We start from the raw sequence: 26,002 nt of genomic DNA on the forward strand, positions 1-26,002 counted from the left end.
CTCCTTTATTACGCCTTTGAATCAAACAAAGCCATATGCTGTTTAGGCTTTGGACCTTCAAGACCTTTTTGTCCGTAATTGATATGTTCTTTATTAGGGTTGACAAGATCGAATGTCAGTGAAATAAATTGAAGCGATTGATGAATGAGCTGTTTGTTTAATTCGTTTAATCGTTTTAATTCCATCATGATGTCATTTAACTTATGATGCAGTGAAATGAGCTCTTCTTTATCTGTACCTTCAGCTTTTTCGATACATGCAGAAATCGTTGGGTCTTGATCACTCTCTAAAAAAGCGGACGTTGCTTCAATTCGCTTTTCTTCTAATTGTGAAATAGCCTGAATATATTTCTGCTCAAGATTCAGTATCTCAGAAAGAGCCTCAATCTCATTGCTTTTTAAAATGTCTGTTTTCTCGTTAGACAGCTTTAGTAGCTGTTCATGTAGTCCGTAGAGACGATGCAGCTCTTCAATGATTATTTTAACTGACATTCGCGCTTCTCCTTTTATTGTTGTTTATAAAAGTTCACCATTTTATCAGCGATGCCTTTAGTATCGACTTGATATGTGCCTGCTTCAATATTTTTTTTAATTTGTTCTATCTTATCTTGACGTTCTTTCATTAAATCTGGCACCTTTTGCATTTCAATTGCTTTTTTGGAAATTTCTACTTTATCGGTTGATTTTGTTTGGTTCGATTGCAACGTTTGTTTCTCATATGTTTTCTTGTAAGGGTTTACTGGCTGTGTTCCATATTGATTAATTTTCACGGGATTCCTCTCGCTTTCCGTTACAGTCTGTCTTGATTCTATCCATTCTATCGACCAAACTGCAGCTTAGTTTAGGGAATCAGTCGTTTTTAGGATTAATGGCATAATAGGTGTCTTTTTTCCTAGATTCGATCTCTTTCTTACGTTCTTCTTCTTGGTTAATTTGACCGATTTGTGAATGAATATCTTGCTCACAATTGCTACATAGCTTGTTTTTCCTGATCGGATTGCCACATCTTTCACAAGGATAATTGATATTAGGAAATTGACTAATTTGAAGTCTTTTGAGTCGAATAAATTTTAAAATTAAATCTTCATCAACTTCTGTTGCTTCAACAATTTCCGCAATCGTCGATTGTCTGTTACTTTGCTTACGTAAAAATTTATAAACAATGTCGAATGAACGTTCTTCTTCTTCAAAACAGGAATTACAGACTGTTTGAACATTTGTCTTTAAAAACAATTGATTGCATTCTGGGCAGTTTGCCAATTGATTCATGACTAAAACCCCTCACGTTAATTTTCTTTTATTAATATCGGTTGATTATCATTATTTTTAACTACGAATTAACGTAAATGAAGAAACACTTTTGGCACCTGAACGATTTTTCAAGAGTCTGGCCGCTTCATAGATTGTTGCACCAGTCGTATAAATATCGTCTATTAATATAACATCCTGACCAGCTATATCCTGATTTAATAATGTAAACATTCCCGTTTGATGCAAACGTTCGCTTTTTCTTTTTTTAGATTGTTTTTCTTGATTGGCTTTAGCAAGGGGATGAATGATACGCCCTTTTAATAGAGACGCAAGAATTGTAGATTGATTAAAGCCTCTATCTTTTAACCTTTCTTTACTTAAAGGGATAGGTACAAACACATGATGACGACTTTGATAATATCGTTTAAACACTTCTCTAAAATCTCGCTTAAACACTTCAGCCAAAGCGACATCACCTCGGAATTTAAAACGAGATAAAGTTTCTTTCATAAAATCGTTATAAAGATAAACCGATCTATTTTGTGTAAGCACTTCAGATGAATTCCATCTCTCTTTCCACTTAATACAATCCGCACATAACTTTTCATTTGCCTGTTCTCTTCCGCATTTAGGACAGATATGGCCATTAATCTTTTTCAACTGACTCTTACATCCTATACAAATGCAGTCTTGCTCTGAAAGCAGTAATGATTTCCAGGTAAATGAAGGCATATACATTTCATCACATATGAGGCAAATCAAACTTTCCCCTTCTTCGCTAATTGAATCTCACATCTCGGATAAGTTGTTACTTTTGCTGCTGCCTCGATTAAGATCACCAACATTGCCGTATTTTTTTGTTTATCCACCATTTCTGACTTACTGTAGGTCAATTTCTCTATATCTGTTATATACTGAGGCTTAACTTGATTTAAAGCGATAGCCAGTACATCTTCTATACATTTCACACAATGACAATTCATATTTAAATGATGGAGATATTGATGTAATATTTCTTTAAGTAACTCTTCTTTTGCATTGATTAGCATTTTAGTAACCTCCTTGCCATTTCATGTATTATGTGTATACTGTACCATGATTTAGGTGCGGCTACACTATTTTTCAGAAAACTCTTTCAATGCAACTTTGTTCATTTGGCTAATGTGCTTTTTTGCCTCTCGCATACTTTGTGTCACACCATAATGAAAAAAATAAACGTCTCCACTAAAATACTCAGGATGCCTTCCAACTCTGCCTGCGATTTGCACAAGTGCGCTTTCAGTAAATATATGTACTTCAGCACCTATAACACCTACTTGAACATTTTGAATCGTCACGCCTCTTTCTAATATAGTTGTCGTGACAAGAACATCATACATGTGCTCTCGAAATTGCCTCACTTTCTTTTTTCTGTCTTTATCCTCGGCTGAAACACCTTGGGCGTTTATATTTAAATGAGTGAGTATGTTTGTTACTTCATTCATGATTGAAATAGAAGGGACAAATAATAAAACTCTTCTTTTTTGAACAACATGACCAGTTAGCCATTTTATTAAAGGAAATGGCAACCTTCTTTTTTTTATTTTCTTTTTCCAATGACCGATCCATTTAAAACAAGGAACTGGCAAGAGATGCTTATGAAAACGAAGAGGAATCTTTATTGCTGTCAGCATCTCTTTCTCTATTTGGCTTTTCATTTCATGTGAAGGTGTCGCACTTAAATAAATGCAGACACTGTCTTTTCGACGTGCTTTTTCAACAGCAAATCGTAATCGATCATCTAGCGAGTAAGGAAACGCATCGACTTCATCAATAATCATGACATCAAAAGCTTCCTTATACCTAAGAAGCTGGTGAGTCGTTGAGATCGTCAATGGAGATGTTTGAAATCGATTTGGACTATTTCCATACAGAGCAGCTATTTCAATGCCCATAAATACATTTCTGATTCTCGGCTCCAATTCCAGAACAACATCTGTTCTAGGCGTCGCAATACACACTCGCTTTCCTTTTTTTAATGCATACTCAATCCCATGAAAGAGAAGCTCTGTTTTTCCCGCCCCACAAACTGCCCAAATTAATAGGTCTTCTTTTTTCTTTATTACTTCTATGATTTTTTTTGATGCGGCTTTTTGTCCACTAGACAGTTCTCCATCCCATGTCATCTTCACTTGAAAGAACTGTAATGCCGAAGCTTCTGTCCATTCATACAAGAAGGTACACTCACTTGCTTTTCCCATCATGATGCATGATCTACAGTACACACACTGCTTTTGACAAATTTCACACGGTGTTAATGCAAAATACCGTTTGTTTGTTGCTCCACATCGTTTACACGTATAACCTTTTGTTGTCATTTCAATCGCAGGCATTTTTTTTAATAAACAATGCCTCTCGTGCCATTTGAGTAAACAGTGAGAGAAAGGGAGTTCAGATGAAAGAAGATGCCTGTACTGCAGTAAATCTCTCATTGCTTTTGTCTTACTCACTTCCAATTTCAACACCTCTTTTGATGTGGTTGTTTTCATATTATGGAAGAGGGGTTTATTTATGTCCAACCTAAAAAAATGCAAAACAAATCCCCTTTTCTGTTTAAAAAGGGGATTTGACCTTTATTTTAAATACCATCCTAGACCGATGGAACCTTCACCTAAATGTGTGCCTATGACTGCGCCAAAGTAGCTTTTATACAATTCAACATGGGGATATTTCGCTGATAATTCTGCAATCATTTCATCTGCTTCTTCTTCTCTATTAGCATGTATAACCGTTGCCCGCATCGGGATTCCGCGGCTTGCATCCTCGCCAAACAACTCATAAATACGGGAAATGGCTTTTTTACGTGTTCGGATCTTTTCAAAAGGGACAATTAACTTGTTGTCAAAATGAAGAATAGGCTTTACTTTTAGAAGACTTCCAATAAACGCCTGAGCTCCATTTAATCTGCCGCCTCTTTGTAAGTGTGTCAAATCGTCAACCATAAAATACGCACGCTCTGTTTCTTTTAATTTATTTAAATGATCAATAATCTCTTCTGGACTAGCACCTGATTTCATTTTTTCAGCTGCCTCTATTGCATAAAAGCCTTGAACCATACAACTCGCTTCAGAGTCGAATGGATAGATCTCAATACCATCAACTAGTTCATTAGCTGATATGACACTATTGAAGGTTCCACTAATGCCGCTAGATAAATGAATACTGATAACAGCATCATACTCTTGGCCTAGCTTTTCATATAGATCAATAAGCTCACCAAAAGCAGGCTGAGACGTTGTTGGGAGATCTTTATGTTTTTTGACTTCCTCATAATATGTTTTCCAGTCCATATCTATTTCTTCTCGATAAGACTCATTGCCGAATACGACATTTAGAGGGATCATATGGATTTGATATGTCTCGCGCAATTCTTGTGGTATATAAGCTGTACTGTCTGTTACAACGGCTATTTTCATTCTTAAATTCCTTCCTTATTCGTTACTCTTTTTCTATTCTAAAAGAAAAGGAGATGTTTTTCATTAAAATAATAATTGTAAAGGAAAAAAGCCTGCCTAATCAATAGGCAAGCTCCATCTCCGGAATAAACTCCTGCTAAATAAGCGGGATATCCATTTCATTTTCCTTTGGCTAAGTGCTACTAGAAAATGAAATGGTGTATCTCAGGAGCTTGTCCGGACCATTATCTCATTTCTACCCAACCGTTTTTAATAGCCACAACAACAGCTTGTGTACGATCATTTACATTCATTTTTTGTAAAATATTGCTCACATGGTTTTTAACCGTTTTTTCACTAATAAATAACGATTCTCCAATTCCTCTGTTGCTTTTTCCATCCGCAAGCATTTGAAGAACTTCACATTCACGTCTTGTTAAGATATGCAAAGGTCTACGAATCTCTGGATATACCTCATGCTGTGGATGTGCTGAAACACCACTCGTTGCTAATCGGCGGAATTCATTTACAAGGTTATGTGTTACTTTCGGATGTAAATATGATCCTCCATCAGCTACTACTTTAACAGCTTCAATGAGAGTATCTGCATCCATTTCTTTTAATAAATAGCCTCTTGCACCTGTTTTTAAAGCATGTGTCACATAGTTTTCATCATCATGAATAGATAGAATAATGACTTTTGATTCGGGATAAAGCTCAACTAACTGCTTTGTAGCCTCTACTCCGTTTACATTTGGCATATTAATGTCCATAATGACAACATCCGGATGATAATGCTCTACGATACGTGCAGCTTCGTCACCGTCGTCTCCTTCAGCTACTACTTCAAAAGTAGGTTCAAAATCTAATATCCGTTTGACACCTTCACGGAATAATTGGTGGTCATCAATAATTACAATATTTACTTTAGTCACAAGCCACGCCTCCCCATGTTTATTGTTCTACACCTGATCTTTGTGGTCAATATGTCTTTTGACTCTATTTTACAATTTTATTTTGCAATGCTAATGGAACTCTGATCATAATGAATGTCCCTAGACCTACTTTAGAATCTATGGTCATTTTTCCTTCTAATAAATCAACACGTTCTTTCATGCCGAGCAATCCAAAAGATTTGTTTTTGTTTGTCTTTACATCCTTGATATCAAAACCTTTTCCATCATCTTTTATAATTAATGTAACAAACTCTTTTGTCACTTCTACTTTTACCGATATTTCCTCAGCTTCGGAGTGCTTTAATGAGTTTGTTACAGCTTCCTGCGCTAATCTAAATAAAGCCACCTCAAATTGTGATGCAATCCGTTCACTTTCTGTATCGCCAATGCATTGAAATGTAATCTTGGTTTTCCCATCATACTCTTCTATTGTATTTAAGTATTTTCTTAAGGTTGGTATCAAACCTAAATCATCTAATGCCATTGGTCTTAAATCATAAATGATTCTTCGGACCTCGTATAGAGCATTTCGAACGTTTTGCCTTAAACTTCTAATTTCTTTAAAGCCTTCCTCAGTTCCCCTGTCCCTAAAGATACGCTCAATCAATTCAGAACGCATCATCACGTTTGCTAGCATTTGTGCAGGGCCGTCATGAATTTCTCTCGACACTCTCTTGCGCTCTTCCTCCTGTGCCTCGATAATTCTAAGTCCAAAATCTTGTTTTGCCTGTGCATCTTCAAGGAGCACACCAACCTGACGTAAATCTTGATTTAAATAGTTGAGCACGACTGTTATTTGACTTACAAGTGCTTCAGAGCGTTCAATCACATCTTGTAAACTAAGTAAACGTCGTTCTAAGTCGTCCCTTCGTTCTCTCAGCTGCTTTTCACGCTGCTGAATCATCGTGAGTTCAACTTGAAGGTTATGTGCTTTCTCATACGCTTCCCTAATTTCGTCTTCGCTGAATTTGTTGAAATTCCTGCTCACTTCTGATAGACGATTACGCGCATGTCTAGTGTGTACTTCTAGTTTATCTCCAAAATCAATTACCTCGTTTACTTGCTGCTTGATCTGTTTTAGCTCTTCTACGAGGCTTTCATATTGCTGACGGGACTGTTCGCCTATTCTAAATACTTCGTCCTTACTGCCATCTACTGTATTTAGCATCTTCATGATGATTGAATCCAGCACCTTTGGATCCATTTTAGTAGCGGTCATGGCTTTTCCCTCCCGTAACAGTGAAATGTCATCTTATTTTATTATAAATGTCATTGATCTGTATTTTATGTCGAATTATAATGGAAGAATGCGTATTATTTATGAAGTTTCTATGACGACCTTTTTCCGCTCCTCCCATCATAACAAAATACGCTTTAAAATTCTAAAATCAATGCAAATTTTCTCTAGACTCATAATTTGCTTGTCAGGAGGGTATCTCTTTTGCTAAATCGTTACCTTACAGTTAAATGTCGAGGCGAGCATGAGATCGTCATTGAGAAATCACGTTTTATTTGTCATATTCAACGTGCTGTCTCAGAAGAGGAAGCACATGAATTTATACAGTCCATCAAAAAACAGCATTGGAACGCGACGCATAATTGTTCTGCATATCTCATTGGTGAAAATGACTTAATCCAAAAAGCAAATGATGACGGCGAACCAAGTGGTACTGCTGGAGTCCCGATGCTTGAAGTGCTTAAAAAACGTAAGCTTAAAGATACGGTCGTTGTTGTGACACGCTATTTTGGTGGCATTAAGTTAGGTGCCGGTGGTCTGATTCGCGCTTATGGTAAATCCGTTTCTGAAGCACTGAATCATGTAGGTATTGTTGAACGCTGTTTAATGCGCATCATGCATACAACAATAGATTATACATGGCTTGGAAAGGTTGAGAATGAGCTTAGAGCCTCATCTTTTCAATTGAAGGACATCCATTATGCAGGAGATGTCATTTTCGAGACATATGTTGAAGAAACTGAAAAACAGCATTTTGTTGAGTGGATGACAGAACTCACAAATGGAAAGAGTGTTACTAAAGAAGGCGATTTAACGTACTTAGAAAGGGACATTGGTCCGATAAAGGAGACAGATGGATGGCACAAAGAGTAAGAGTGCGTGTACGTAAAAAGAAAAACAAGAAGAAAAAGATTTTCAAGCGCATCATGGTGATGTTTTTACTACTCATCATCTGCCTCGGCGGGTTTGCTGTATATAAGATTGTCAATACACTTCAAGCTGCTGACAAAACATACGATGAGCTACAACGTGGTGAAAAATCAAGGCTTCGCGATGCAGTCATTGATATTAAGAAAAAACCGTTTTCTGTCCTATTTATTGGAATTGAAGATTATGCCACAAAGGGTGCTTATGGACGTTCTGACTCATTAATCGTCGCAACGATTAACCCTCAGGACAAAACCATGAAGATGGTCAGTATCCCTCGTGATACTCGTGTACAGCTTGCAAGCGATACAACGGGGAACAAAGTAAAGATTAATGCAGCTTTTGCAACAGGCGGAAAAGATGAATCAATTGAAACCGTTGAACATTTCCTCAATATTCCGATTGATAAGTATGCCACTGTTGACTTTGATGGCTTTAAAGATGTAATTGATGAATTGGGTGGAATTGATGTAGAGGTTCCATTTGATTTCGACGAAAAAAGTGATATAAAGAAATCCAAAAAAATTTACTTCACCAAAGGGAACATGCACTTAAACGGGGAAGAAGCCCTTGCCTATGCTCGTATGAGAAAGCAGGATCCACGTGGTGATTTTGGACGAAATGATCGCCAAAAACAAATTTTACGTGCAATGATTGACCAAATGGCAAAACCTAATAACATTACTAATGTTGATAATATCGCAAAAGCAGTGAGCGATCATATTACGACAAATTTCCGTATTACCGAAGGACTTGCTCTTCAACAAATCTATAGCGGTTTTAAAGGGGACGATACTGAAACTCTCTCTATTAAAGGAACTGATCTTTATTTAGGACCAAACCGTACGTATTATTTTGAGCCAGATCAAGCGAATTTAGCTGAGGTCCAACAAGGACTAAGGGAGCATTTGAAGCTACCAACTGAATCAACTTCCACTGGAGATTCGTCTGATTCATCAAATTCTTCTAGTACAACTGAATCAACTACGCCATAAAAAAAGAGCAGCCCGTTTCCAATGAAACGAGCTGCTTTCTATTTAATTTCGTTTCACCATTCGTTTGTAAAATTTAGTGAATGGTTTGTATTCTTCATTTACCAATCCGGTAACCTCTGCAATCACTTGCATAAAAATAACCAGTAAAAAGATGATGATGAGCGAGAGCCAAATCGTGGCACTCGTAAGCAAGATGGCACTTAAGCTAAATACAAGACCAATCATGTAAATAACGAGCACTGCCATTCGATGAGACAGACCAAAAGCCATCAGTCGATGATGGATATGGGATTTATCTGGGGAAGAAATTGGTTGTTTATTCAAAATTCTTCTGACAATCGCAAATGTTGTGTCAAAAATCGGTACACCTAAAATAATAACTGGTACCACAACACTAAACAATGTCACGCTTTTATATAAGCCTAAAAGGGACAAGACCGACAGCATATATCCTAAGAATAACGAACCTGTATCTCCCATAAATATTTTAGCTGGATGGAAATTATAAAAAAGAAAACCGATTGTACTTCCGATCACAACTAGGGATAGTGAAAGAATCAAAATTTTATCTGCGGAAAATGCCATTACTGCAATGGTTGATAAACCAATGACCGAAATTCCGGCAGCAAGTCCATCTAAACCATCAATTAAATTAATGGCATTTGTAATACCGACAATCCATAGCACTGTCAGTGGATACGCCATCCAACCTAATTCAAGTCTTTCTGCTAAAAAAGGAACAGAGAAAAAGTCCATTTTTAAACCAGTGCTCACAATTAAACATGCAACGAGCACTTGTACTAGGAATTTTATTTTTGCACTTAAATTATATTTATCATCAATTATACCCAAGATTATAATTAATCCAGCACCAACTGAAATTGCCGTGATTTTATTGTGGAGAAACAGCCCGCCTGCTAAAGCTCCAGCCGTTACTCCAATAAAAATTGCCAACCCGCCCATTCTTGGCATGACTTTATCGTGAACTTTTCGTTTATTCGGCTGGTCTACTGCACCAATCTTAATTGCTAACTTTTTCACCAATGGTGTCACAATCAAAACTGTAGCCAGAGAGACAAAAAACGCTAATAAGGCGCGTTCATAATCCATATGTCAGTCTCCTTCTAAATTGAAATCTGTATTTTGTATATTGGCCGCTCTTTCCATTATACAATTGAATACAGGGTGATCACAAGCTCCCTCCATGAGGAAGAAGTACATAAAAACGCATAATCCTCATTGAATTATGCGTTTTCCTTAATATTCGTCAATTCCACCATATTTGTGAACAGCGCATGCCAATCTTTTTTCTTCGCCCTGTTTTGTCTTAAGGTTGTATACGTCACATCACCTTTTTTGCTGACCACTTGTTTACAGGCAGCAACGAATGCAGCAGGATCTTCGCCTTCTAAATACTCATACACATCATTCTCTTTTAGTTTTTCCGTTGACGGGAGATTTAATCCGACGACCGGTTTACCTGCTGCTAAAAATTCGAAAAGCTTCAATGGAAATACAGCCTTGTTATAGGGTGATTGTTTATACGGCATAATGCCGACGTCGATCAATTTCATATATGAAGGTACTTCAAGCGCATCAACAGCGCCTGTCCATATCACATTTGGTAACTTTAATGCATGCTGAAAAGACGGATCCCCATTTGTTCCATCAGGTCCGACAAATAAGAATGTCCATTCTGGCTGTATGAGTGCAGCTTTTTGAATAAGCTCGAAGTCCAGCTTTGGTTTGATTCCACCGATAAAACCTAAAACCGTTCCTTTTCTTCCTTTTAACACATCATCACGCGTGGGTGGATCGCTTTTGGCAAAAACGTCGTATTCTACACCATTCTCTACAGTGAACACATCTTTCGGTTCTCCCATAAGACGCTTTTTGATTTGATCATGCAAGTACTGTGAAGAACACGTAATGCTATGTGCATATTTAATAATTCGATTTTCAGCCTTTAAAATAATACGTTGTCTTGCATAGGAGAGAAGGTTGTTCTTTCCACTGATCGGCTCTCCCCAAAGATCACTGCAATCATACACAATATGTTTCCATTCAAAAAGCGAAGATAGCAGAGGAAAACCGGGGAAGGTATACCATAGACAGACAGATATTCCTTTCTTTAATTCAGTTCTTAAATGCGCTAGAAGGGATGAAAGTTTGTTGATATAAAACATATCTTGATATCTGCCAAATCGAAAAAATTTACTTTTCATGACATCAGGAATGGTAAACTGCTTCATTCGCTCCGTTAATGGCTGAAAGGGTTCTGTATGATGAGTTGAGGATGGGCACACCCAAATGACTTCCTTCGTTTCTCGATCAGAGGCTAAAAATTCTGCCAGCCGATGTCTCCTATATCGCAGACCGTCCTGCCCCCATTCTCCTGTGGCTACGATGACATGTATGATCGAATCTGATTTCACCTTCATCACCTTTTTCCCTTCTGTTATAAGCGTTTCTTGACGGCATTTGTTGCATAGTGGACAAAGCACCATGAAGCTTTTATGAAATGGAGCTGTTCAATTTCCCTATACACGAACCAAGTTTTTTGGGCTGCCTTCCATTTATTACTTGAAATCGAGTTTCCAACAACTCGATATTCACTAAGAGGTTCACTCATTCCATATGCGGTAAATCCCCTTTTTAAAATTGACAGCCAGGTCGCTAGGTCCTGTCTTGTTCTGATATTCGGCATTTGAATTTCACCAATTTGCTTTCGGTCAAGCATCACGGTCAGACAGCCAATAATGGTGTTCTTCAGTGCTTCACTATAATTTAATTGAATGGGGGCATCGACTGTTTTTTGTAGAGGTGTTCCGTTTTCTGCAATGATGTCATAGGCAGTAAATGAGAAGGCATGACCATTAGACAGCATGAACTTGATTTGTTTTTCTAGCTTTGTCGGTTTCCATTTATCATCACTATCTAAAAAGGCAATAAAACGGCCTTTCGCCTGTTTGATTGCTGTATTACGGGCAATTGCTGCCCCTCCATTCTCTTCTAAATAAATGACTTTGATTCTGTCGTCCGCTTTGCTCAGTTTGTTCAGAAGGGCTCTCGTTCCATCAGTAGAACAGTCGTCGGCAATGAGAAGCTCCCAATTCGTGTATGTTTGTGCAAGTACGGAATGAACTGTATCCGTTACATAACGTTCCGCATTATACGCAGGTGTAATGATTGATACTAACGGTTGTTCGTTCATCTTAGACTCATCTCCAGTCCTTTATCTTTAAGATTCTTTGAACATTTCAGGTAAAGCAGCAAACAATAATGAGATACTTAAACCAATGACAATGCCAAGTAATGCTCTTTTTTTCGCAGACATGCCTTTATTGCCTTCATCCAGTACTTGAGCAGGGTCCACGATTTCCGCCTGATTCATGCTGAGCTTCGTTGACTCCAATTCATATAGAAATCGTTCTTTATCTACTTTCGAATCATTACTGACAGCCTCATTCTCAAGTGCTGTTATTCTTTTTTCAATGACCTGTTGTCTTTTTGTAAATAAAGACTGATCTTCATCCATAAATGTGTCCGACACCTGCTTTACAACTGAAAGCGAGGTCTCCTTCTTCGCATCCGATAATGAAATTTGCAATTGGGTGTCTGATTGATTCGTTAAAATGAGACGGTTCTTGAGATCCTGCCTCTCTTCTTCTTTCAAATCACCAAGTGCTCTTTTTAGAAAAGCATCACTTTTCAATAGAGAGATCACGTCTGTCATGTTGTTATACACGGCATCATCATATTCACCAAGCGTTAGTGTGACAGATGCTGTATAACTTGTCTGCTTAACTGAACTTTTCGCAAAAAAGTAACCAAAGGCCCCTAATAAAACTGTCAATATAATCATCCACACTGCATGTTTTTTTATACGCCTTGCTATTCTTAAAACGAAACCAGACATGTTCATTCTCCCAACTTTCGCTTATTTACCTTTTTTCTAGTGTATCCACTTGGTACTCATCACACACTCGTTTTACAAATGGTTCATTCTCCGCGTATTTTTTAATATATTCACTGCTGCCATGACAAGTCCTAGGAACACCCAGTGGAAATACAGGTTTGAGATAGAACTTGGGCTAATACTGGAGACAAGAAAGCTAAGCATTGCCGCAAATAAACCTTCAATGACCATTTTGACTTTTCTTGTTTCCGTTTTTTGATAATGTTTGTAAAGTGAAAACATGAGATATGCATAAATAGAGATATAGCCAAGCATGACCGTAAAACCAAAGTTTGTCATGATTTCAAGTAGCCAATTATGAACTTCTACGACTTGATCTGTATCAAAGATCGAAAAGTGCGCTAAATAATAAGAAACATTCCCTGCACCTACACCAAAGCCATTTGAATCTGAGAAGAAATGCAGTGCATTTTTGATTAAATTCGCTCTGGCAATATTGGATGGTATTGGTTCACTAAACGAATGCGCCACTTGTGATGCAAAAAACAATTCGTGAAAAACGGAATAGATTTTACTAGAAAAAATCGCGACAATCACAATGCTTAAAGCACACGCTGTAAAAATAGACCACTTTTTCAGTAATCGCGGCAGTATGAGCCATATATATATAGCAATTCCAGCCAATACGCCAAGTAGACTTGCACGAGATTCTGTTAATAATATTAAGCAAAACGCTAACAGTGCACCTATGAAACCAAACGCTTTGACATAACCATTTTTCATTTGACGCATACAAGCAAGGTATAAGAAAAAGCTAATGGATAAGAAAGTAGCAAAATCATTTTGGTTAAAAAAAACGGCTGTTGGATAATGTTGTTTGTATTCGGGTCCGAGATACAACGAAGTATTAGGTAAGTGGTGTAAAGTGAAATGATTATAAAACCCTATGGCCATTAGAAATACCGTCATCACAAGCCAAATGCTATAAAAGGTAATGACTTGATCCATTCGCTGAATATACATAACCGCTAGAAAGACAAATCCAATCCCCATCGCGAGCAATGACATATATTTCACACCATCTGTGACCGAATGTGCCCACAGAAGAGAAATGAGCCCATATAAAAACCAAGCAGCAAAAAAACCCAGAATGCCTTTTAGCCGAATATTTTGCCATTTTGGTATGTACGTCCCTTGCTCCCTCATTCGCCAAACAAATAAAACAAACACTACAATGAGCATGATCCGATAAAGAAAGAGACTAAAAAAACCGACATTTACTGAAAAGAAGGCATTATTCAAAAAGGTCAATGCAATCAAAATATAAAGTGCAACCATGAATAATTGTTCGCCATTCATGTACATTCCGATAAAAGCAATCATCCCGATAATGATCATTAAAAGGGCTGGGATTGCCACTATTTTTTTCATCCCAATCGGTTGTACTGCCATCATTTGAACAAGCAACATGCCCAACGCAATCAGGATGAACCATAATATGATCTGCCATGCTGTTCGTTTCACACTCATACCGTTCCCTCCTTAGCCAGCCAACCGATTTGAAGGGTTAAGCCTTTACTTCCTTCTCATAGTAGGAGATGGTACGAGCTAAACCTTCTTTCAATGATATACCAGGCTCCCATGCTAAGATTTGTTTTGTTTCCTCATTTGCCAATGTACTATGCAGAATGTCTCCCGCACGTGCTGGTTTGTAAATCGGTTCAAGATTCGATTTGGTGACGTCCTTCATTGTGTAGAACAGCTCATTCACTGTAATAGACTCACCGCTTGAGACGTTTAAACAAACGTTTGATTTAGCTGTCAATGCCCGAACATTTGCTACTGCTAGGTCACCAACATATATGAAGTCCCTCGTTTGTTCCCCGTCCCCAAAGATAAATGGCGCTTCATTTTTTGCAAACATATCAGAGAATATAGAGACCACACCACCTTCTCCAAGTGCATCTTGTCGCGGTCCATAGACATTGCTGTACCGCAAAATGCAGTAGTTCAAGTCGTATAGTGATTTCGCAATCTCTAAATAGCGTTCCACTGTCAGTTTAGATAGACCATAGGGAGAGCCAGGTTTAACAGGGTGAGCTGGATCTATAGGTAGATATACAGGATCACCGTATACCGCAGCAGACGAAGCGAACACGAGCCTTTCCACCCCTATTTCTGATGCAGCTTTGAGCACATGTAGCGAGCCTTTAATATTGACTTCTTCGTCATGCAAGAAATCTTTTACAGAAACAGCTACACTCACTTGTGCGGCAAGATGGATCATATAGTCCGGTGCTATTTGTTTAATTAATTCAATTGTTTCAGGCTTTGCGACATCTGCTTCAATGCACTGGACATCCAAGTGTGAAATATTCCTTCTAGATCCTGTTGAAAAATTATCGAGAACTACCGGCTCATATCCTTTTTCTATTAATTCCTCTATTGTATGTGAGCCGATAAACCCGCTGCCCCCAGTAACCAATACTTTCTTCATCCAAGTCCCTCCTAAATTAAGCTTCTAATAACGATTCAGCCTCTCGAACATGTGGGCGACCTATCGAATGATAAATGAAGCCATTCTCTCTCATTTTTTCCGGTTCAAAGATGTTACGACCGTCGATCATCACTGGTCGACGAAGAAGTTTTTTAATTTGTCCGATGTCCATTTTCTGTACTTCTTCCCATTCCGTTAAGATTAAACAAGCATCCGTATCCTTTACCGTATCATAGAGATTGTCACTAAATATCGCTTGATGACCAAGTGCTTCCGCTGCTTCTTGATAAGCAATAGGATCATACGCTTTTACATGTGCGCCAAGCTCATGTAGCATCGGAATAATATCGAGTGCTGGAGATGAACGCAAATCATTTGTATTAGGCTTAAATGCTAATCCCAGTACCGAAATGGTTCTTCCTTTTACTTCGCCAAGAACATCCAGCAATTTTTTCACAAGATGTGCTCTTTGATTGCTATTCGTTTCAATAACCGCCTCAATGAGCTTAAAACGGTAACCAGCTGTTTCTGCTATTTTTAATAATGCTTTCGTATCTTTTGGGAAGCAGGAACCTCCAAATCCAATACCTGCCTTCAAAAATTTGTGTCCAATTCGACTATCTAGTCCAACACCCTCAGACACTTTTTCAACATCTGCCCCAACTCGTTCACAAATATTCGCAATGTCATTGATGAAGGAAATTTTAGTCGCTAGCATTGCATTTGCCGCGTACTTAATCATTTCTGCACTTTCAAGATTTGTTTCAACGATCGTCGTATGAAAAGGATGGTGAAGTTGTTTAATGACAGTAGCTGCTCTATTACTTGTCGCTCCTATTACAGCTCGTTCCATATTCATTGTATCGTAAATCGCTGTGCCTTCACGTAGAAATTCTGGATTTGAGACAACATCAAAGGGATATTTGCTAATAGATTCTTTTTCAATAATTGCTTTTACAAGGCGACCTGTACCAACAGGAACAGTGCTTTTGTTGACAATGATTTTATATCCATTGAGATGTTCACCAATGGTTTGTGCCACAGATTTTACGTAGGTCAAATCAGCTTCACCTTGTTCTGTCATCGGTGTACCTACTGCTATATAAATAATCTCTGATTCTCTAATTGCAGCAGGAATATCGGTTGTGAATCTTAATTTAGCTGCATGCGTATTTTTTTCAACCAGTTCTTTTAATCCAGGTTCAAAAATCGGAACGATACCACTTTTTAAGCTGTTGATTTTTGATTCATTAATGTCACAGCATACGACGCGATTTCCAATCTCAGCAAAACATGTACCTGATACTAGCCCGACATATCCTGTTCCAATAACAGCAATTTTTTTCAACATTATTCATCCTTTCATAGGAAAGCATATTGATCGTTCCAATGATTGTTCTATCACTTAGCTTTTACGCATTTTGTATGATTTAAACGAATAGCTATTTATTCAGCACATTTTTGTATTGATCTACTAAACGTTTTGCATTATGTGTTGAGGAAAACTGTGATTGTATGACTTCATAAAGGTCATCAGCTAGACTCTCATTCCATCTATCTTCATGTAGATAGGATGATATTGATTCTTTTAGCTGCACCGATGATCGTGGCTCAATGAGCCAGTCATGATACTGTGAAAATAATGAAGGCAGCCCGCCAACTTTAGTTGCAATTACCGGAACCTTTAAAGCAAGTGCTTCAATGACAACTGTTGGCATGCCTTCTCCATAGGAAGGGAGGACAAACAGATCTGCTGCTAATAAGTAGTTCTTCACCTGTTCATTTGGTACTTGCCCGATGATCAATATTGAATCATCGTTATGATCAGACAGCTCTTTTTCAAGTGGACCTTTTCCTATAAATACAGCTTTTACACCATCTAATTGACGGACTGCACTTGCGAGTTCAAGAACACCTTTTTCTTTCACAAGTCGACCGACAAACACAACGAGCTTGTCATGTGAAGGAAGACCAAGTTGTTTTCTCTTGTGAGCTTTTCCCTCATTTCCACTAGAGAAAGTGTCTAGCGGAATACCAAGTGGTATAAATTCGCAGTCAACTTGTGCCATTTCTTTCGTTTTTCTGACGAGTTCCTCACTTACTGCTAGAACAACCGATGCCTTTTTCACAGCTGTCTGAAACGCAGTCATTGCTCCTTTGCTATAGTGCGGATAAACGTTCACATCACTTCCATGCAAGGTTAATAAAAACGGTATGTGTGTGACATCTGATACAATCGCAGCGGCACCTCCTGAAGGCATTGCAAAATGGGCATGAATTAAATCTGGTGATAGATTGTATTGATTCAATACACGAAGGACTGCTGTAGCCATTCGTTTACTAGGCTGAGCCCATATTAGCTGCCGTGGCAATGCTCTGTATGCCGGTCTGTAAACCGTCACCCCACGCCGCGACTCTACTTCCGGAATCGACTTTTTCTTTCGATAAGAAGCTTTTAAAAAACGAAGAAGTGGCGGATTGATTGGAGTAGGGCAAATAACTGTTACCTCTAATCCTAGTTTTATCAGCTCTTGCACCTGTGTCTCGTGAAACACCCCTTCTCCAGGATTTCTTTCGCTAGGGTATACACTTGTCATCCAAACAACCTTCATGACGAACGACCTCTTCCCACCATTTTGCTTGTCACATTCGGATACATTTTCATCATCAACATTCCATACAGAATAGCGCTTAAAAGGACAGTGACTCCTAACTGTATCGTTACATCTGCATGTGTTAATTTCATTCCTTGATGAAGTAAAAATGCAAACCCTGCCATGATGACACTCATCATACTAGGCCTTATGAGTGTCTTGGCATACAATTTGAATGAAAGCTGAATGACATAAGCCATTAGCCATCTTCCAATGATAAAATTCAGAAGGCTAACTGCCGCATATATCCAGGCAACCGTAATTAAGTTTTCTGTTAGAACACCTGCATACAATGCACTTCCGTACACAAGTAGCATCCCTGTATCCCAATAAAATGCTAAGTCCGCTCTGCCTTTCGCAAGTAAAATGGATCCGTTCGGATTCATGAGGACTCGAAGCAGCCCGACTATACATAAAATATTTAAGACCGGAACAGCTACAAGCCATTTGTCTCCAAACACTACTTCTATAAAGCTATCTGAAACTGCCGATAGGCCGAATAATAACGGAAAACTGACGAGCGCTAGCATGGTCGTCATACTTAAAAAACCTTCTCTTAATACCGAATGATCTAGCTGGTTTTTCGAAAACACGGGAAATGCTACCCTTGTGACGATTGGATTCAACTTGAGTACTGGAATTGTGACAATTTGATATGCCAAGCTATAAACCCCAAGTGCTTCTACGCCGAGAAATCGACCAATCAAAATCATATCAATATTGGAGCCTGCACGATTGACAAGCCTTGATGCTAACTGAAATGCACCAAATGAGAAGAATTCCTTCACTTCCCCTAGTACAAACACGCAATTCGGTCGCCATTTTTTCCAATAGGCCGTTGCATATAAAATGCCTTTTGTCGATTGCAATACCACTTGTGATAAGACATAGGCGATGATTGGATTCATTAGGTAAGCAAGTAGTAACAGCACAATGAGTGATAAGACATTTGCAATGGTTTCAATGACACTTAGTTTTTTAAACGCCAAATCTTTTTGAAGCATATATTGATATTGCTGTCCAATTGGTGCAATGAGAAACATGATAGATAAGAGCTTTAGCAAGTTTTCTAACTCTGGGCGATGATAAAAAGCCGCAATGAATGGACTTGCTACGATCAGAAGTCCAAATAAAACGATTCCTGTTAGAAGGTTGATCCAATATAAAGTAGATAATTGTCTATCTGTTACCATCTCCTTTTGGATAATCGCTGCACCTAAACCTAGATCAAGTAAAATTTGTGTGAAAATGGTGACTGTCGTTAGCATCCCAACGAGACCAAATTCTTTGAGCGACATGACATTACCTAAAAAAGCAAATTGTCCAATTTGAATGACGGTAATGATCAAGGCGGACAAACTTGTCCATTTTGCTCCGTTTAAAATACTTTTTGTCATACTTGCCATTTCTCTTCCCTACTTTGCTATCTGGCTCCGTCTCCAGTTACGATAACTTTTAACGTTTTTACCATAATCTTTGTGTCGAGAGAAAATGTCAAGCTTTGAATATAATGTAAGTCATATTCTAATTTTTCACTTGGGCTCATTTCATACCCTCCATTTACTTGAGCAAGGCCTGTTAAGCCCGGTTTGACCGTTAGCCTTTTCGTAAATCCTGGTATACTTCGGTTAAATTCCGCTGTAAACATCGGGCGTTCGGGTCTCGGACCAACAATACTCATATCTCCCTTTAACACATTGATAAACTGGGGGAGCTCATCAATTCTGGTTTTACGGATGAATGAACCAATTCTCGTCACACGAGGATCATTCTTTTGAGCCCATTTTGCCCCACCATTTTCAGCATCTATCCTCATAGAACGAAGCTTCCATAATCGAAAGTAGATGCCATCTTTCCCTACCCTTTCCTGTATATAGAATGCTGGTCCAGGCGTCTCCAGTTTAATGAGAATGGCAAACAGCAGAATAATCGGTGTACTCAGAATCGCTCCAATGAAAGAAAGTACAAAATCTATCAAACGCTTTGCAAATAAATAACGTACAATATGTTCCGTTAATGCAAAAGAGTGGTTTCGTCTCACTTCAAAGTCTCTGTAAAGATTCATCGCTTTCTCTGCACTCACTGACCTGCACCTCACCATTCAAATAGTTGTTGTGTAAAGAGATGTCCTATGAAAGTCAGTTTATCAGAGCAACGTTAAGTAAATGTAAATGCGTCGTTAAGTCTTGTAAAAGATTGTTAAGCTATGACCTATATGTAAATTATGCCCCTATACATAAAAAAAAGACCCGCAGATAGCGGATCTCTTCATTATTTTGATTCAATTGATTTTAGTCTTAATGTACCGTTTGCATCTTTAGTATATGTGACTTTTATCTTTGATTCTTCTTTTAAATTATTCACCTTTTTTGAAAAAGCATTGCCAAATTGAATCGATACTTCTTTGCCATCTATGTTGACAGCAATTGTATGACCGTCAGCTAGACCAACATACGTTCCTTCTTTCGTAAACTCATTCGTTTTGTCAGAAGTAGATTTTTTCGTTGCTTTAGATTCATTAGAGCTACTGTCGTCTTTCACTACAGAATCGTCTTCTTTTGTCGTTTGTTTACTAGAATCATTGTCTTTCGACGTATTTTCATTTGAATCAGCTTTTTTCTCTTCAGTTGTTCCTGATGTTTCTTTACTCTGATCATCAGTCGATTCTTTAGTAGCATCCTGATCCTTTGTATCGTCTGAAGCAGTTTCCTTACTGTTGTCAGATGATGATTCTGTTGTCTCTTTCTTACTGTCTGTATTGTCATTTGATTGGTTCGTTGTCCCACATGCCGCAAGGAGTACACCTAAAAGTAATACAAGAAACGGCAAAGTAATGAATTTTTTCAACATTGTCACCTCTTCATGATTTATCCATTCGCTATTGCTAGCAGCAGACATGATGTTAAGGAAATCTGCCTCTATATTTCAATTATAACAAAAAAGTCCTGAATTGAAATGTTTTTTTAACTTGACAACCTTACAATAAAAAGAGGAGCCTTCCGTTGCTCCTCTTTTTATTCTTGCTTATTTAAAATAGCCAGAAACACCACTTGCAATACCAGTAGCTAACTTATCTTTATAAGTAGCAGATTTCAGTATATTGGCGTCAATAGGGCTTGTGACAAATCCAGTTTCTAAAAGAACACTTGGCATTTTAGAATACTTAATGACATAGAAGCCTGCTGCTTTCACACCACGATCTCTTGTCCCAAGCGCACTCACCATTTTCGGTTGAATATTCTGCGCAAGTTTCAGACTATTTGCAGATGCAGATGTTTTATCATAGTAAGTTTCTGTTCCATTTGCACTACTGTTGTCGTTTGCATTCGCATGGACACTAATAAAGATATCTGCTTTTGCATTCGCACCTTTTGTCACACGTGTTTGGAGACTATCAAAAGTATCTGTTGTTCGTGACATCGTTGTTAGGGCGCCTCCGTTTTTAAGCTTTGTATTGAGGCGCTTTGCCACATCAAGGTTAAGGTTTTTCTCATAGAGACCATATCCAACCGCACCAGAATCATGCGCGCCATGACCCGGATCAATAAAAATGGTTTTACCAACTACCGGATTCTTTAACTGTGATGCTACTGTAGAAGTCACTGTTGTTGAATTTCCGACAACAGTAAATTTAGAGATTTTCTTACTACCAATGATCGAACGAGTGTGGACAGGCAATGTTTTTTCGTTTGTTAGAAGAAGTGCTTTGTTTTCTTTAGCTGCAATACCCGCTGCTACTGGAGCTGAAGCATAGCCAAATCCTCTGGCAACATACGTCTTGCTTGTGCTCATGTTATACTTTTTTACAATCTTTGCAGCTATATCATAACGATTAGCTCCCTTAATACGGGTTGGTGTTTTTAATTGGTTGTATGCACCCTTGGTTACATAAGTTTCACCGCCGATAACGATGCTTTGTTTGATATTGCTAGATTTTGCAAAAGAAGCAATTTCAGAGCGCAAACCTTTTTTGTCTGTATATAAAATCGGGAATCCCTTCTGTGCAGCATACGGCGCAATTGCAATTCCGTGTGCATAAGAATGCCCCTCAACAACGACAACACCTGTTGGTTTTTTCATTTGTTTAGCGATATTTGTAGAAAGCTCATAACGATTCTTTCCAGAAATACGTTTTGTTGAGATACCCATCTTTTTAACTTGATTGACGACATTATTCGACACACTTGTTGTGCTACCTAGAACAATCACGTTCTTTGCCTTTAATGATGTCAGCCCTTTTTTTGTATCAGCAGATAGATTTTTACTATTTGTGAAAAGAACAGGGGCCTTTTTTTGATATGCTAACGGTATAGCAGCGGTTGCATCAGCGTAAGCTTTTTTCCCCACAATTACAACTGTATTTGCAGTCCCCCACCCTTTTTTGGCCACATTCACCGACAAAGAATAGCGATTGCCTCCATCAATTCTTGAAACAGAATTGTCTGCTGATGCAGCAGGGACAAACAAGAAAATAGCGATTAAACTGAGGATGGCAGTTTTCATCATTGAACGCACAATACTTATCCTCCTTTAGAACTTCCTTTAGTAGTTTGTAAGCTTTGTTCCTGGATAATAGAATGAAAGAATAGAAGAATAAGAACTACCTGACTCCGCTCTTGCTTTCGCTCCATATTGGCTCATTCCAATTCCATGACCGTATCCTTTTCCAGAAATCGTGAAATCATTCGTATTGTTTTTGACAGAAGCGTATGTGCTCTTCACTTTTGATGCCCCCATCATTGATCTAAAATCAGTCATCTTGAAGCTGAGAGTCGCACTTTTATTCATTGAATTCGTACCCGTTTTATTTTTCACATGATACGTCAGTTTCATTGAAACTGTTTTTGCTCTCTGTCCCTTTGTTTTTCCAGTTACGGACAAACTAGAGATAGATGCGATTTTAATTGCTGATGCAGAAGTTTCTTTATTTTTTAAGACCCATGATTTGAGCCCTGCCAAATCACTTGCATTTGTTTCATTTGTTGAGCTCCACCAAGAGGCTGGAGTACTTGTACTTAATGATTTACTCAATTGTGTTTTGGAAAGCTTTAGCGTCCAAGTATTGATTGGATCCTTAGTATCAGCTTTCGCTACTAAATATGGTAATGCATTTGTCCAAACTTCCTCACTAGCCTCTGTGTAACCGCCATTACTAGAATAATAGGTAGCTGAAATCAACTGATTATTGTATTTCAACACTTTGCCTTTTGTTGCATCAACGGCTTTTGTTGAATTTGCATACCAGCTATAGCCACCATACACTTGAAATGCTGTTGTATCAGGTACGACTTTGCCAATACTATTAACAGAATACGTTCTGGCAGCCACAGCCTGTGCTTTTAAAGCTTCAACATGCCAACTTCCAGGCATTTCATTTGGAACAACCCCTTTTAAATAATCTTCAAATGGGATGTTTTCAAGTGTCGGTCTTATATAATCTGATTCTACTGCGAATTTTACTTTTCCTAAATAGGGTTTCCCTGCAATCTGTAGGACATTTTTAGTTGAATATTTCTCAGGAACAACTCTTAATGCACCGTAAGCTTTAATACCTTTTAATGAAATTTTTCCGTTAGAAACATTCAATTGATAGCTTTTATTCTTTTGTAGATATACTTGTTTTGAAAGTGTATTTTTCAAAGTATCAGAAAGAACACTTGCACTGCCTGCAATATGGTATGTATGTGTGCCTCTTTCTTTCAGTAGTGATTTTAATGACGCTGTAATTGAATCTTTTTTTACATACACCATTGCACTGTTTTCCTTTGCAGCTAATTGCGAGATTGGTATGGCATATTTAAAGCTTGAGCCTTTTGCCACGTAAATTTTATCAATCTTCATATTAAGTTTTTTAATAATGTTCACAGAGAGTTCGTAACGAGTTGCTCCACTAATACGAGTTACTTGTGATGTTTTTTTGAGCTGATTCTCAACTTTTTGACTGATACTTTTAGTACTGCCAATTATAATGACTTTGCTCGGTATTTTATATGTTGGAAGCGTGTCTTTTTTTGTTAGCAAAATAGGATAACCATTTCTTGATGCATAAGCTGCAATGGCCGTCCCATTCATAAATGATGCTCCTCCGGCGACAATTGCTTGTTTGTAGTTACCCATTTCTTTTGCAATTTTTTGAGAAATTTCAAACTTATTACTACCACTTATTCTTCTTATTTTCCCGTATTTTTTAAGCGATTTTTCTGTAGCCGTTGACACGCTCTTTGTGTTTCCAATAACGAGGATATTATTTGGCTTCATTTTTTTTAATTGATTCTCAGTGGCCTTTGTCAGCTTCTCAACATTGGTATAAAGGATGGGTGCACCTAATTTGTAAGCTAAAGGCGATACTGACATCGCATGATCAAACGCATCTTTATTTACAACGACAACCGTTGAAGGATTTTTCCATCCCGCTGAGGCGATACTATTTGCTACTTCGTATCGGTTATTCCCATCATATCTTTTTGTCACAGCAGCATTTGAGCCTGTCACTTTATATTCGCCAGTCGTTGATATATCGACACTTTTCTTATTTCCAAGATAATTGGACAACTTCACTGAAATGGTAGAGCTAGCGGCATAAGATTGAACAGGCGCTAGAATAAGAGTTAACGTCATTAGGATTACGAGAGTAAAGCTCGTTTTCTTCAATTTCTTTCATCCCACCAATCTTGTTTACTTTTGTTTTTCGATCTCCTGAATTTCCTTTTGTCCACTGTCATTAATAAAATAAGTAATGTTGACTTTATCACCTGGTTGAAACTCATTTAGTATTTCTTTGAAGTTATCCGTAAATTCATAGCTTAATGTGGTATTTACTTTTTTCACTTCAATTGTATGAGAATCCGCCATTCCGATAAATTGGGCTGTTTCCTTTAGAATCTGAGGGGTTGAACTGCTTGTTTTGTTTTCCTCAGATGACTGTTCGACCGTTCCACATGCTGCTAGCATCACACCAAGAAGCAATATTAAGAACGGGAATACGACAATTTTCTTCATATTTTTCACCTCATGTCTTTGTATCGTCTTATAAGTAAATATTTTAAGGTAAATTTAAGGTTTTTTGAAACCTTTTTTTTAGTTTCCCGTCTATATCTAGGTTCGGAGTAAAAAAATAACTTGTCTATCAAGTTTAGTAAATCTATAATCATGAAAGAATCATAGAAAAGGTGAGGGACATTATGAGAGCTGAACGCAATAAGAAGAAAAAGAAGGTTCTTTTGATTGTTTTATCTATTATTGGACTATTTGTTTTAGTGACTGGCGGATATGCAATTCACTTATGGAACACAGCGGCATCTACTGTTGCAGGCATTCAGGAAAATCTAAAAAAGTCAGATAAGCGTGATAAAGATGTCGATTTAAGTAAGAAAGATCCGATTTCTGTTCTAGTCATGGGTGTAGATGAAAGAAAAAATGACAAAGGACGTGCTGACACGTTAATATACATGACGATTAATCCGAAAACAAAAACGACAGAAATGGTAAGTATTCCGCGTGATACGTATACCAAAATTGTTGGCAAAGGAACGATGGACAAAATTAACCATTCCTATGCTTTTGGCGGAACACAGATGGCAGCAGATACAGTAGAAGAACTGCTTGATGTACCTGTCGATTATTTTGTAAAAGTGAACATGGAAAGCTTTAAGGACATAGTCGATACACTCGGAGGCATTACAGTGAGTAGTACATTTGCCTTTAGTTATGATGGACACGCTTTCGGTACAGGGCAAATTAATTTAAATGGTGACGAAGCACTTGCTTACACAAGGATGAGAAAGCAAGATCCTAAAGGAGACTTCGGCCGTCAACAAAGACAACGTCAGGTCATTGAAGGCATTATCGCAAAAGGGGCCAATATTTCTTCCATCACGAAGTTTGGCGATATGTTCAAAGTGGTAGAAAACAACATGAAAACGAACATGTCCTTTGATGATATGTGGGCAGTCATGAATGATTATCGAGATGCTAGACAAAATGTAAAACAGCATGAACTAAAAGGAACTGGCACAAGAATTAACAATATCTATTACTACCAGCTTGACGAAAATAGTCTTGCAGATGTGAAGAAAGAATTGCAGGAGAGCTTGGAATAAAAGTTGAAAGAAGACTACAGCACGATGTAGTCTT

Annotated in this window: 26 protein-coding genes; 3 read left to right on the plus strand and 23 right to left on the minus strand. The window is 38.0% G+C overall.

The features are described 5' to 3' along the window. Positions 1-8: 8 nt before the first annotated feature. From ACQKEZ_RS07705 to ACQKEZ_RS07745, 9 genes are all read right to left on the minus strand, one after another. Positions 9-491, minus strand: a complete 483-nt coding sequence (locus ACQKEZ_RS07705; RefSeq protein ID WP_427299724.1) for a flagellar protein FlgN — start codon at positions 489-491, stop codon at positions 9-11. Positions 492-505: 14 nt separating this feature from the next. Further along, on the minus strand, positions 506-769 hold the full coding sequence (gene flgM / locus ACQKEZ_RS07710; protein WP_427299725.1) for a flagellar biosynthesis anti-sigma factor FlgM: 264 nt from the start codon (positions 767-769) through the stop codon (positions 506-508). Between the two features lie 79 nt (positions 770-848). Further along, positions 849-1,268: a TIGR03826 family flagellar region protein gene (locus ACQKEZ_RS07715; protein WP_427299726.1), complete on the minus strand. Its 420-nt coding sequence runs from the start codon at positions 1,266-1,268 to the stop codon at positions 849-851. A gap of 57 nt (positions 1,269-1,325) precedes the next feature. Then, the gene (locus tag ACQKEZ_RS07720) at positions 1,326-1,988 is read right to left on the minus strand and encodes a ComF family protein (protein WP_427300510.1); all 663 of its coding nucleotides are present in this window, start codon (positions 1,986-1,988) and stop codon (positions 1,326-1,328) included. A 20-nt stretch (positions 1,989-2,008) separates the two neighbouring features. After that, a complete protein-coding gene (locus tag ACQKEZ_RS07725) occupies positions 2,009-2,299 on the minus strand; it encodes a late competence development ComFB family protein (RefSeq protein ID WP_427299727.1) in 291 nt (96 codons plus the stop codon). Between the two features lie 66 nt (positions 2,300-2,365). After that, positions 2,366-3,745, minus strand: coding sequence for a DEAD/DEAH box helicase (locus ACQKEZ_RS07730; protein ID WP_427299728.1), 1,380 nt, complete (start codon positions 3,743-3,745; stop codon positions 2,366-2,368). 117 nt (positions 3,746-3,862) lie between these two features. Next, positions 3,863-4,705, minus strand: coding sequence for a DegV family protein (locus tag ACQKEZ_RS07735; protein ID WP_427299729.1), 843 nt, complete (start codon positions 4,703-4,705; stop codon positions 3,863-3,865). Between the two features lie 224 nt (positions 4,706-4,929). Next, positions 4,930-5,619, minus strand: coding sequence for a two-component system response regulator DegU (gene degU, locus ACQKEZ_RS07740; protein ID WP_008348273.1), 690 nt, complete (start codon positions 5,617-5,619; stop codon positions 4,930-4,932). Between the two features lie 64 nt (positions 5,620-5,683). Next, positions 5,684-6,859, minus strand: a complete 1,176-nt coding sequence (locus ACQKEZ_RS07745) for a sensor histidine kinase (RefSeq protein ID WP_427299730.1) — start codon at positions 6,857-6,859, stop codon at positions 5,684-5,686. Positions 6,860-7,081: 222 nt separating this feature from the next. On the opposite strand from ACQKEZ_RS07745, the gene ACQKEZ_RS07750 reads away from it, so the two are divergent. Together ACQKEZ_RS07750 and ACQKEZ_RS07755 are read left to right on the plus strand one after the other, a co-directional pair. Next, complete coding sequence (locus ACQKEZ_RS07750) at positions 7,082-7,750, plus strand: YigZ family protein (protein ID WP_427299731.1); 669 nt, start codon at positions 7,082-7,084, stop codon at positions 7,748-7,750. Next, a complete protein-coding gene (locus tag ACQKEZ_RS07755; RefSeq protein ID WP_427299732.1) occupies positions 7,735-8,799 on the plus strand; it encodes an LCP family protein in 1,065 nt (354 codons plus the stop codon). Before ACQKEZ_RS07750 ends, ACQKEZ_RS07755 begins: the two co-directional genes overlap by 16 nt. A 42-nt stretch (positions 8,800-8,841) precedes the next feature. Here the strand turns inward: ACQKEZ_RS07755 and ACQKEZ_RS07760 are convergent, their stop codons facing one another. The 14 genes from ACQKEZ_RS07760 to ACQKEZ_RS07825 all read right to left on the minus strand — a co-directional run bounded on the left by ACQKEZ_RS07760 (position 8,842) and on the right by ACQKEZ_RS07825 (position 24,868). After that, a complete protein-coding gene (locus tag ACQKEZ_RS07760) occupies positions 8,842-9,909 on the minus strand; it encodes a glycosyltransferase family 4 protein (RefSeq protein WP_427299733.1) in 1,068 nt (355 codons plus the stop codon). A gap of 134 nt (positions 9,910-10,043) precedes the next feature. Then, positions 10,044-11,240: a teichuronic acid biosynthesis protein TuaH gene (gene tuaH, locus ACQKEZ_RS07765; protein WP_427300512.1), complete on the minus strand. Its 1,197-nt coding sequence runs from the start codon at positions 11,238-11,240 to the stop codon at positions 10,044-10,046. Between the two features lie 17 nt (positions 11,241-11,257). Then, positions 11,258-12,013 carry a teichuronic acid biosynthesis protein TuaG gene (gene tuaG / locus ACQKEZ_RS07770; RefSeq protein ID WP_427299734.1) on the minus strand — a complete coding sequence of 252 codons (756 nt, stop codon included), beginning with the start codon at positions 12,011-12,013 and terminating at the stop codon, positions 11,258-11,260. A gap of 27 nt (positions 12,014-12,040) precedes the next feature. After that, positions 12,041-12,718 (minus strand): teichuronic acid biosynthesis protein TuaF, encoded by a 678-nt coding sequence (locus ACQKEZ_RS07775; protein ID WP_427299735.1) that lies wholly within the window; start codon positions 12,716-12,718, stop codon positions 12,041-12,043. A 72-nt stretch (positions 12,719-12,790) separates the two neighbouring features. Next, on the minus strand, positions 12,791-14,248 hold the full coding sequence (tuaE, locus tag ACQKEZ_RS07780) for a teichuronic acid biosynthesis protein TuaE (RefSeq protein ID WP_427299736.1): 1,458 nt from the start codon (positions 14,246-14,248) through the stop codon (positions 12,791-12,793). Between the two features lie 37 nt (positions 14,249-14,285). After that, positions 14,286-15,215 carry an NAD-dependent epimerase/dehydratase family protein gene (locus tag ACQKEZ_RS07785; RefSeq protein WP_427299737.1) on the minus strand — a complete coding sequence of 310 codons (930 nt, stop codon included), beginning with the start codon at positions 15,213-15,215 and terminating at the stop codon, positions 14,286-14,288. A gap of 16 nt (positions 15,216-15,231) precedes the next feature. Next, a complete protein-coding gene (gene tuaD, locus ACQKEZ_RS07790; RefSeq protein WP_427299738.1) occupies positions 15,232-16,566 on the minus strand; it encodes a UDP-glucose 6-dehydrogenase TuaD in 1,335 nt (444 codons plus the stop codon). A 91-nt stretch (positions 16,567-16,657) separates the two neighbouring features. Beyond that, complete coding sequence (gene tuaC / locus ACQKEZ_RS07795; protein WP_427299739.1) at positions 16,658-17,827, minus strand: teichuronic acid biosynthesis protein TuaC; 1,170 nt, start codon at positions 17,825-17,827, stop codon at positions 16,658-16,660. Then, positions 17,824-19,275 (minus strand): teichuronic acid biosynthesis protein TuaB, encoded by a 1,452-nt coding sequence (gene tuaB, locus ACQKEZ_RS07800; RefSeq protein WP_427299740.1) that lies wholly within the window; start codon positions 19,273-19,275, stop codon positions 17,824-17,826. Before tuaB ends, tuaC begins: the two co-directional genes overlap by 4 nt. Before the next feature lie 17 nt (positions 19,276-19,292). Beyond that, positions 19,293-19,952: a sugar transferase gene (locus ACQKEZ_RS07805; protein WP_427299741.1), complete on the minus strand. Its 660-nt coding sequence runs from the start codon at positions 19,950-19,952 to the stop codon at positions 19,293-19,295. 188 nt (positions 19,953-20,140) lie between these two features. Then, a complete protein-coding gene (locus ACQKEZ_RS07810) occupies positions 20,141-20,719 on the minus strand; it encodes a hypothetical protein (RefSeq protein WP_427299742.1) in 579 nt (192 codons plus the stop codon). Between the two features lie 174 nt (positions 20,720-20,893). Next, on the minus strand, positions 20,894-22,384 hold the full coding sequence (locus ACQKEZ_RS07815; RefSeq protein WP_427299743.1) for an N-acetylmuramoyl-L-alanine amidase: 1,491 nt from the start codon (positions 22,382-22,384) through the stop codon (positions 20,894-20,896). Positions 22,385-22,411: 27 nt separating this feature from the next. Further along, positions 22,412-24,520, minus strand: a complete 2,109-nt coding sequence (locus tag ACQKEZ_RS07820) for a SpoIID/LytB domain-containing protein (protein ID WP_427299744.1) — start codon at positions 24,518-24,520, stop codon at positions 22,412-22,414. A 24-nt stretch (positions 24,521-24,544) separates the two neighbouring features. Further along, the gene (locus ACQKEZ_RS07825; protein ID WP_427299745.1) at positions 24,545-24,868 is read right to left on the minus strand and encodes a LytA; all 324 of its coding nucleotides are present in this window, start codon (positions 24,866-24,868) and stop codon (positions 24,545-24,547) included. Positions 24,869-25,050: 182 nt separating this feature from the next. On the opposite strand from ACQKEZ_RS07825, the gene ACQKEZ_RS07830 reads away from it, so the two are divergent. Further along, the gene (locus ACQKEZ_RS07830; protein WP_427299746.1) at positions 25,051-25,968 is read left to right on the plus strand and encodes a LytR family transcriptional regulator; all 918 of its coding nucleotides are present in this window, start codon (positions 25,051-25,053) and stop codon (positions 25,966-25,968) included. Positions 25,969-26,002: the final 34 nt, after the last annotated feature.

Source organism: Bacillus sp. NPDC077027, assembly GCF_050269555.1.
Classification (GTDB): Bacteria; Bacillota; Bacilli; order Bacillales; family Bacillaceae; genus Bacillus.

What these genes read in the sequence shown, in the direction of transcription:
- ACQKEZ_RS07705 (WP_427299724.1), bottom strand. Translation starts at nt 491, where the DNA reads ATGTCAGTTAAAATAATCATTGAAGAGCTGCATCGTCTCTACGGACTA.
- ACQKEZ_RS07715 (WP_427299726.1), bottom strand. Translation starts at nt 1,268, where the DNA reads ATGAATCAATTGGCAAACTGCCCAGAATGCAATCAATTGTTTTTAAAG.
- ACQKEZ_RS07720 (WP_427300510.1), bottom strand. Translation starts at nt 1,988, where the DNA reads ATGTATATGCCTTCATTTACCTGGAAATCATTACTGCTTTCAGAGCAA.
- ACQKEZ_RS07725 (WP_427299727.1), bottom strand. Translation starts at nt 2,299, where the DNA reads ATGCTAATCAATGCAAAAGAAGAGTTACTTAAAGAAATATTACATCAA.
- ACQKEZ_RS07735 (WP_427299729.1), bottom strand. Translation starts at nt 4,705, where the DNA reads ATGAAAATAGCCGTTGTAACAGACAGTACAGCTTATATACCACAAGAA.
- ACQKEZ_RS07745 (WP_427299730.1), bottom strand. Translation starts at nt 6,859, where the DNA reads ATGACCGCTACTAAAATGGATCCAAAGGTGCTGGATTCAATCATCATG.
- ACQKEZ_RS07755 (WP_427299732.1), top strand. Translation starts at nt 7,735, where the DNA reads ATGGCACAAAGAGTAAGAGTGCGTGTACGTAAAAAGAAAAACAAGAAG.
- ACQKEZ_RS07760 (WP_427299733.1), bottom strand. Translation starts at nt 9,909, where the DNA reads ATGGATTATGAACGCGCCTTATTAGCGTTTTTTGTCTCTCTGGCTACA.
- tuaH (WP_427300512.1), bottom strand. Translation starts at nt 11,240, where the DNA reads ATGAAGGTGAAATCAGATTCGATCATACATGTCATCGTAGCCACAGGA.
- tuaG (WP_427299734.1), bottom strand. Translation starts at nt 12,013, where the DNA reads ATGAACGAACAACCGTTAGTATCAATCATTACACCTGCGTATAATGCG.
- ACQKEZ_RS07775 (WP_427299735.1), bottom strand. Translation starts at nt 12,718, where the DNA reads ATGTCTGGTTTCGTTTTAAGAATAGCAAGGCGTATAAAAAAACATGCA.
- tuaE (WP_427299736.1), bottom strand. Translation starts at nt 14,248, where the DNA reads ATGAGTGTGAAACGAACAGCATGGCAGATCATATTATGGTTCATCCTG.
- ACQKEZ_RS07785 (WP_427299737.1), bottom strand. Translation starts at nt 15,215, where the DNA reads ATGAAGAAAGTATTGGTTACTGGGGGCAGCGGGTTTATCGGCTCACAT.
- tuaD (WP_427299738.1), bottom strand. Translation starts at nt 16,566, where the DNA reads ATGTTGAAAAAAATTGCTGTTATTGGAACAGGATATGTCGGGCTAGTA.
- tuaC (WP_427299739.1), bottom strand. Translation starts at nt 17,827, where the DNA reads ATGAAGGTTGTTTGGATGACAAGTGTATACCCTAGCGAAAGAAATCCT.
- tuaB (WP_427299740.1), bottom strand. Translation starts at nt 19,275, where the DNA reads ATGGCAAGTATGACAAAAAGTATTTTAAACGGAGCAAAATGGACAAGT.
- ACQKEZ_RS07810 (WP_427299742.1), bottom strand. Translation starts at nt 20,719, where the DNA reads ATGTTGAAAAAATTCATTACTTTGCCGTTTCTTGTATTACTTTTAGGT.
- ACQKEZ_RS07825 (WP_427299745.1), bottom strand. Translation starts at nt 24,868, where the DNA reads ATGAAGAAAATTGTCGTATTCCCGTTCTTAATATTGCTTCTTGGTGTG.
- ACQKEZ_RS07830 (WP_427299746.1), top strand. Translation starts at nt 25,051, where the DNA reads ATGAGAGCTGAACGCAATAAGAAGAAAAAGAAGGTTCTTTTGATTGTT.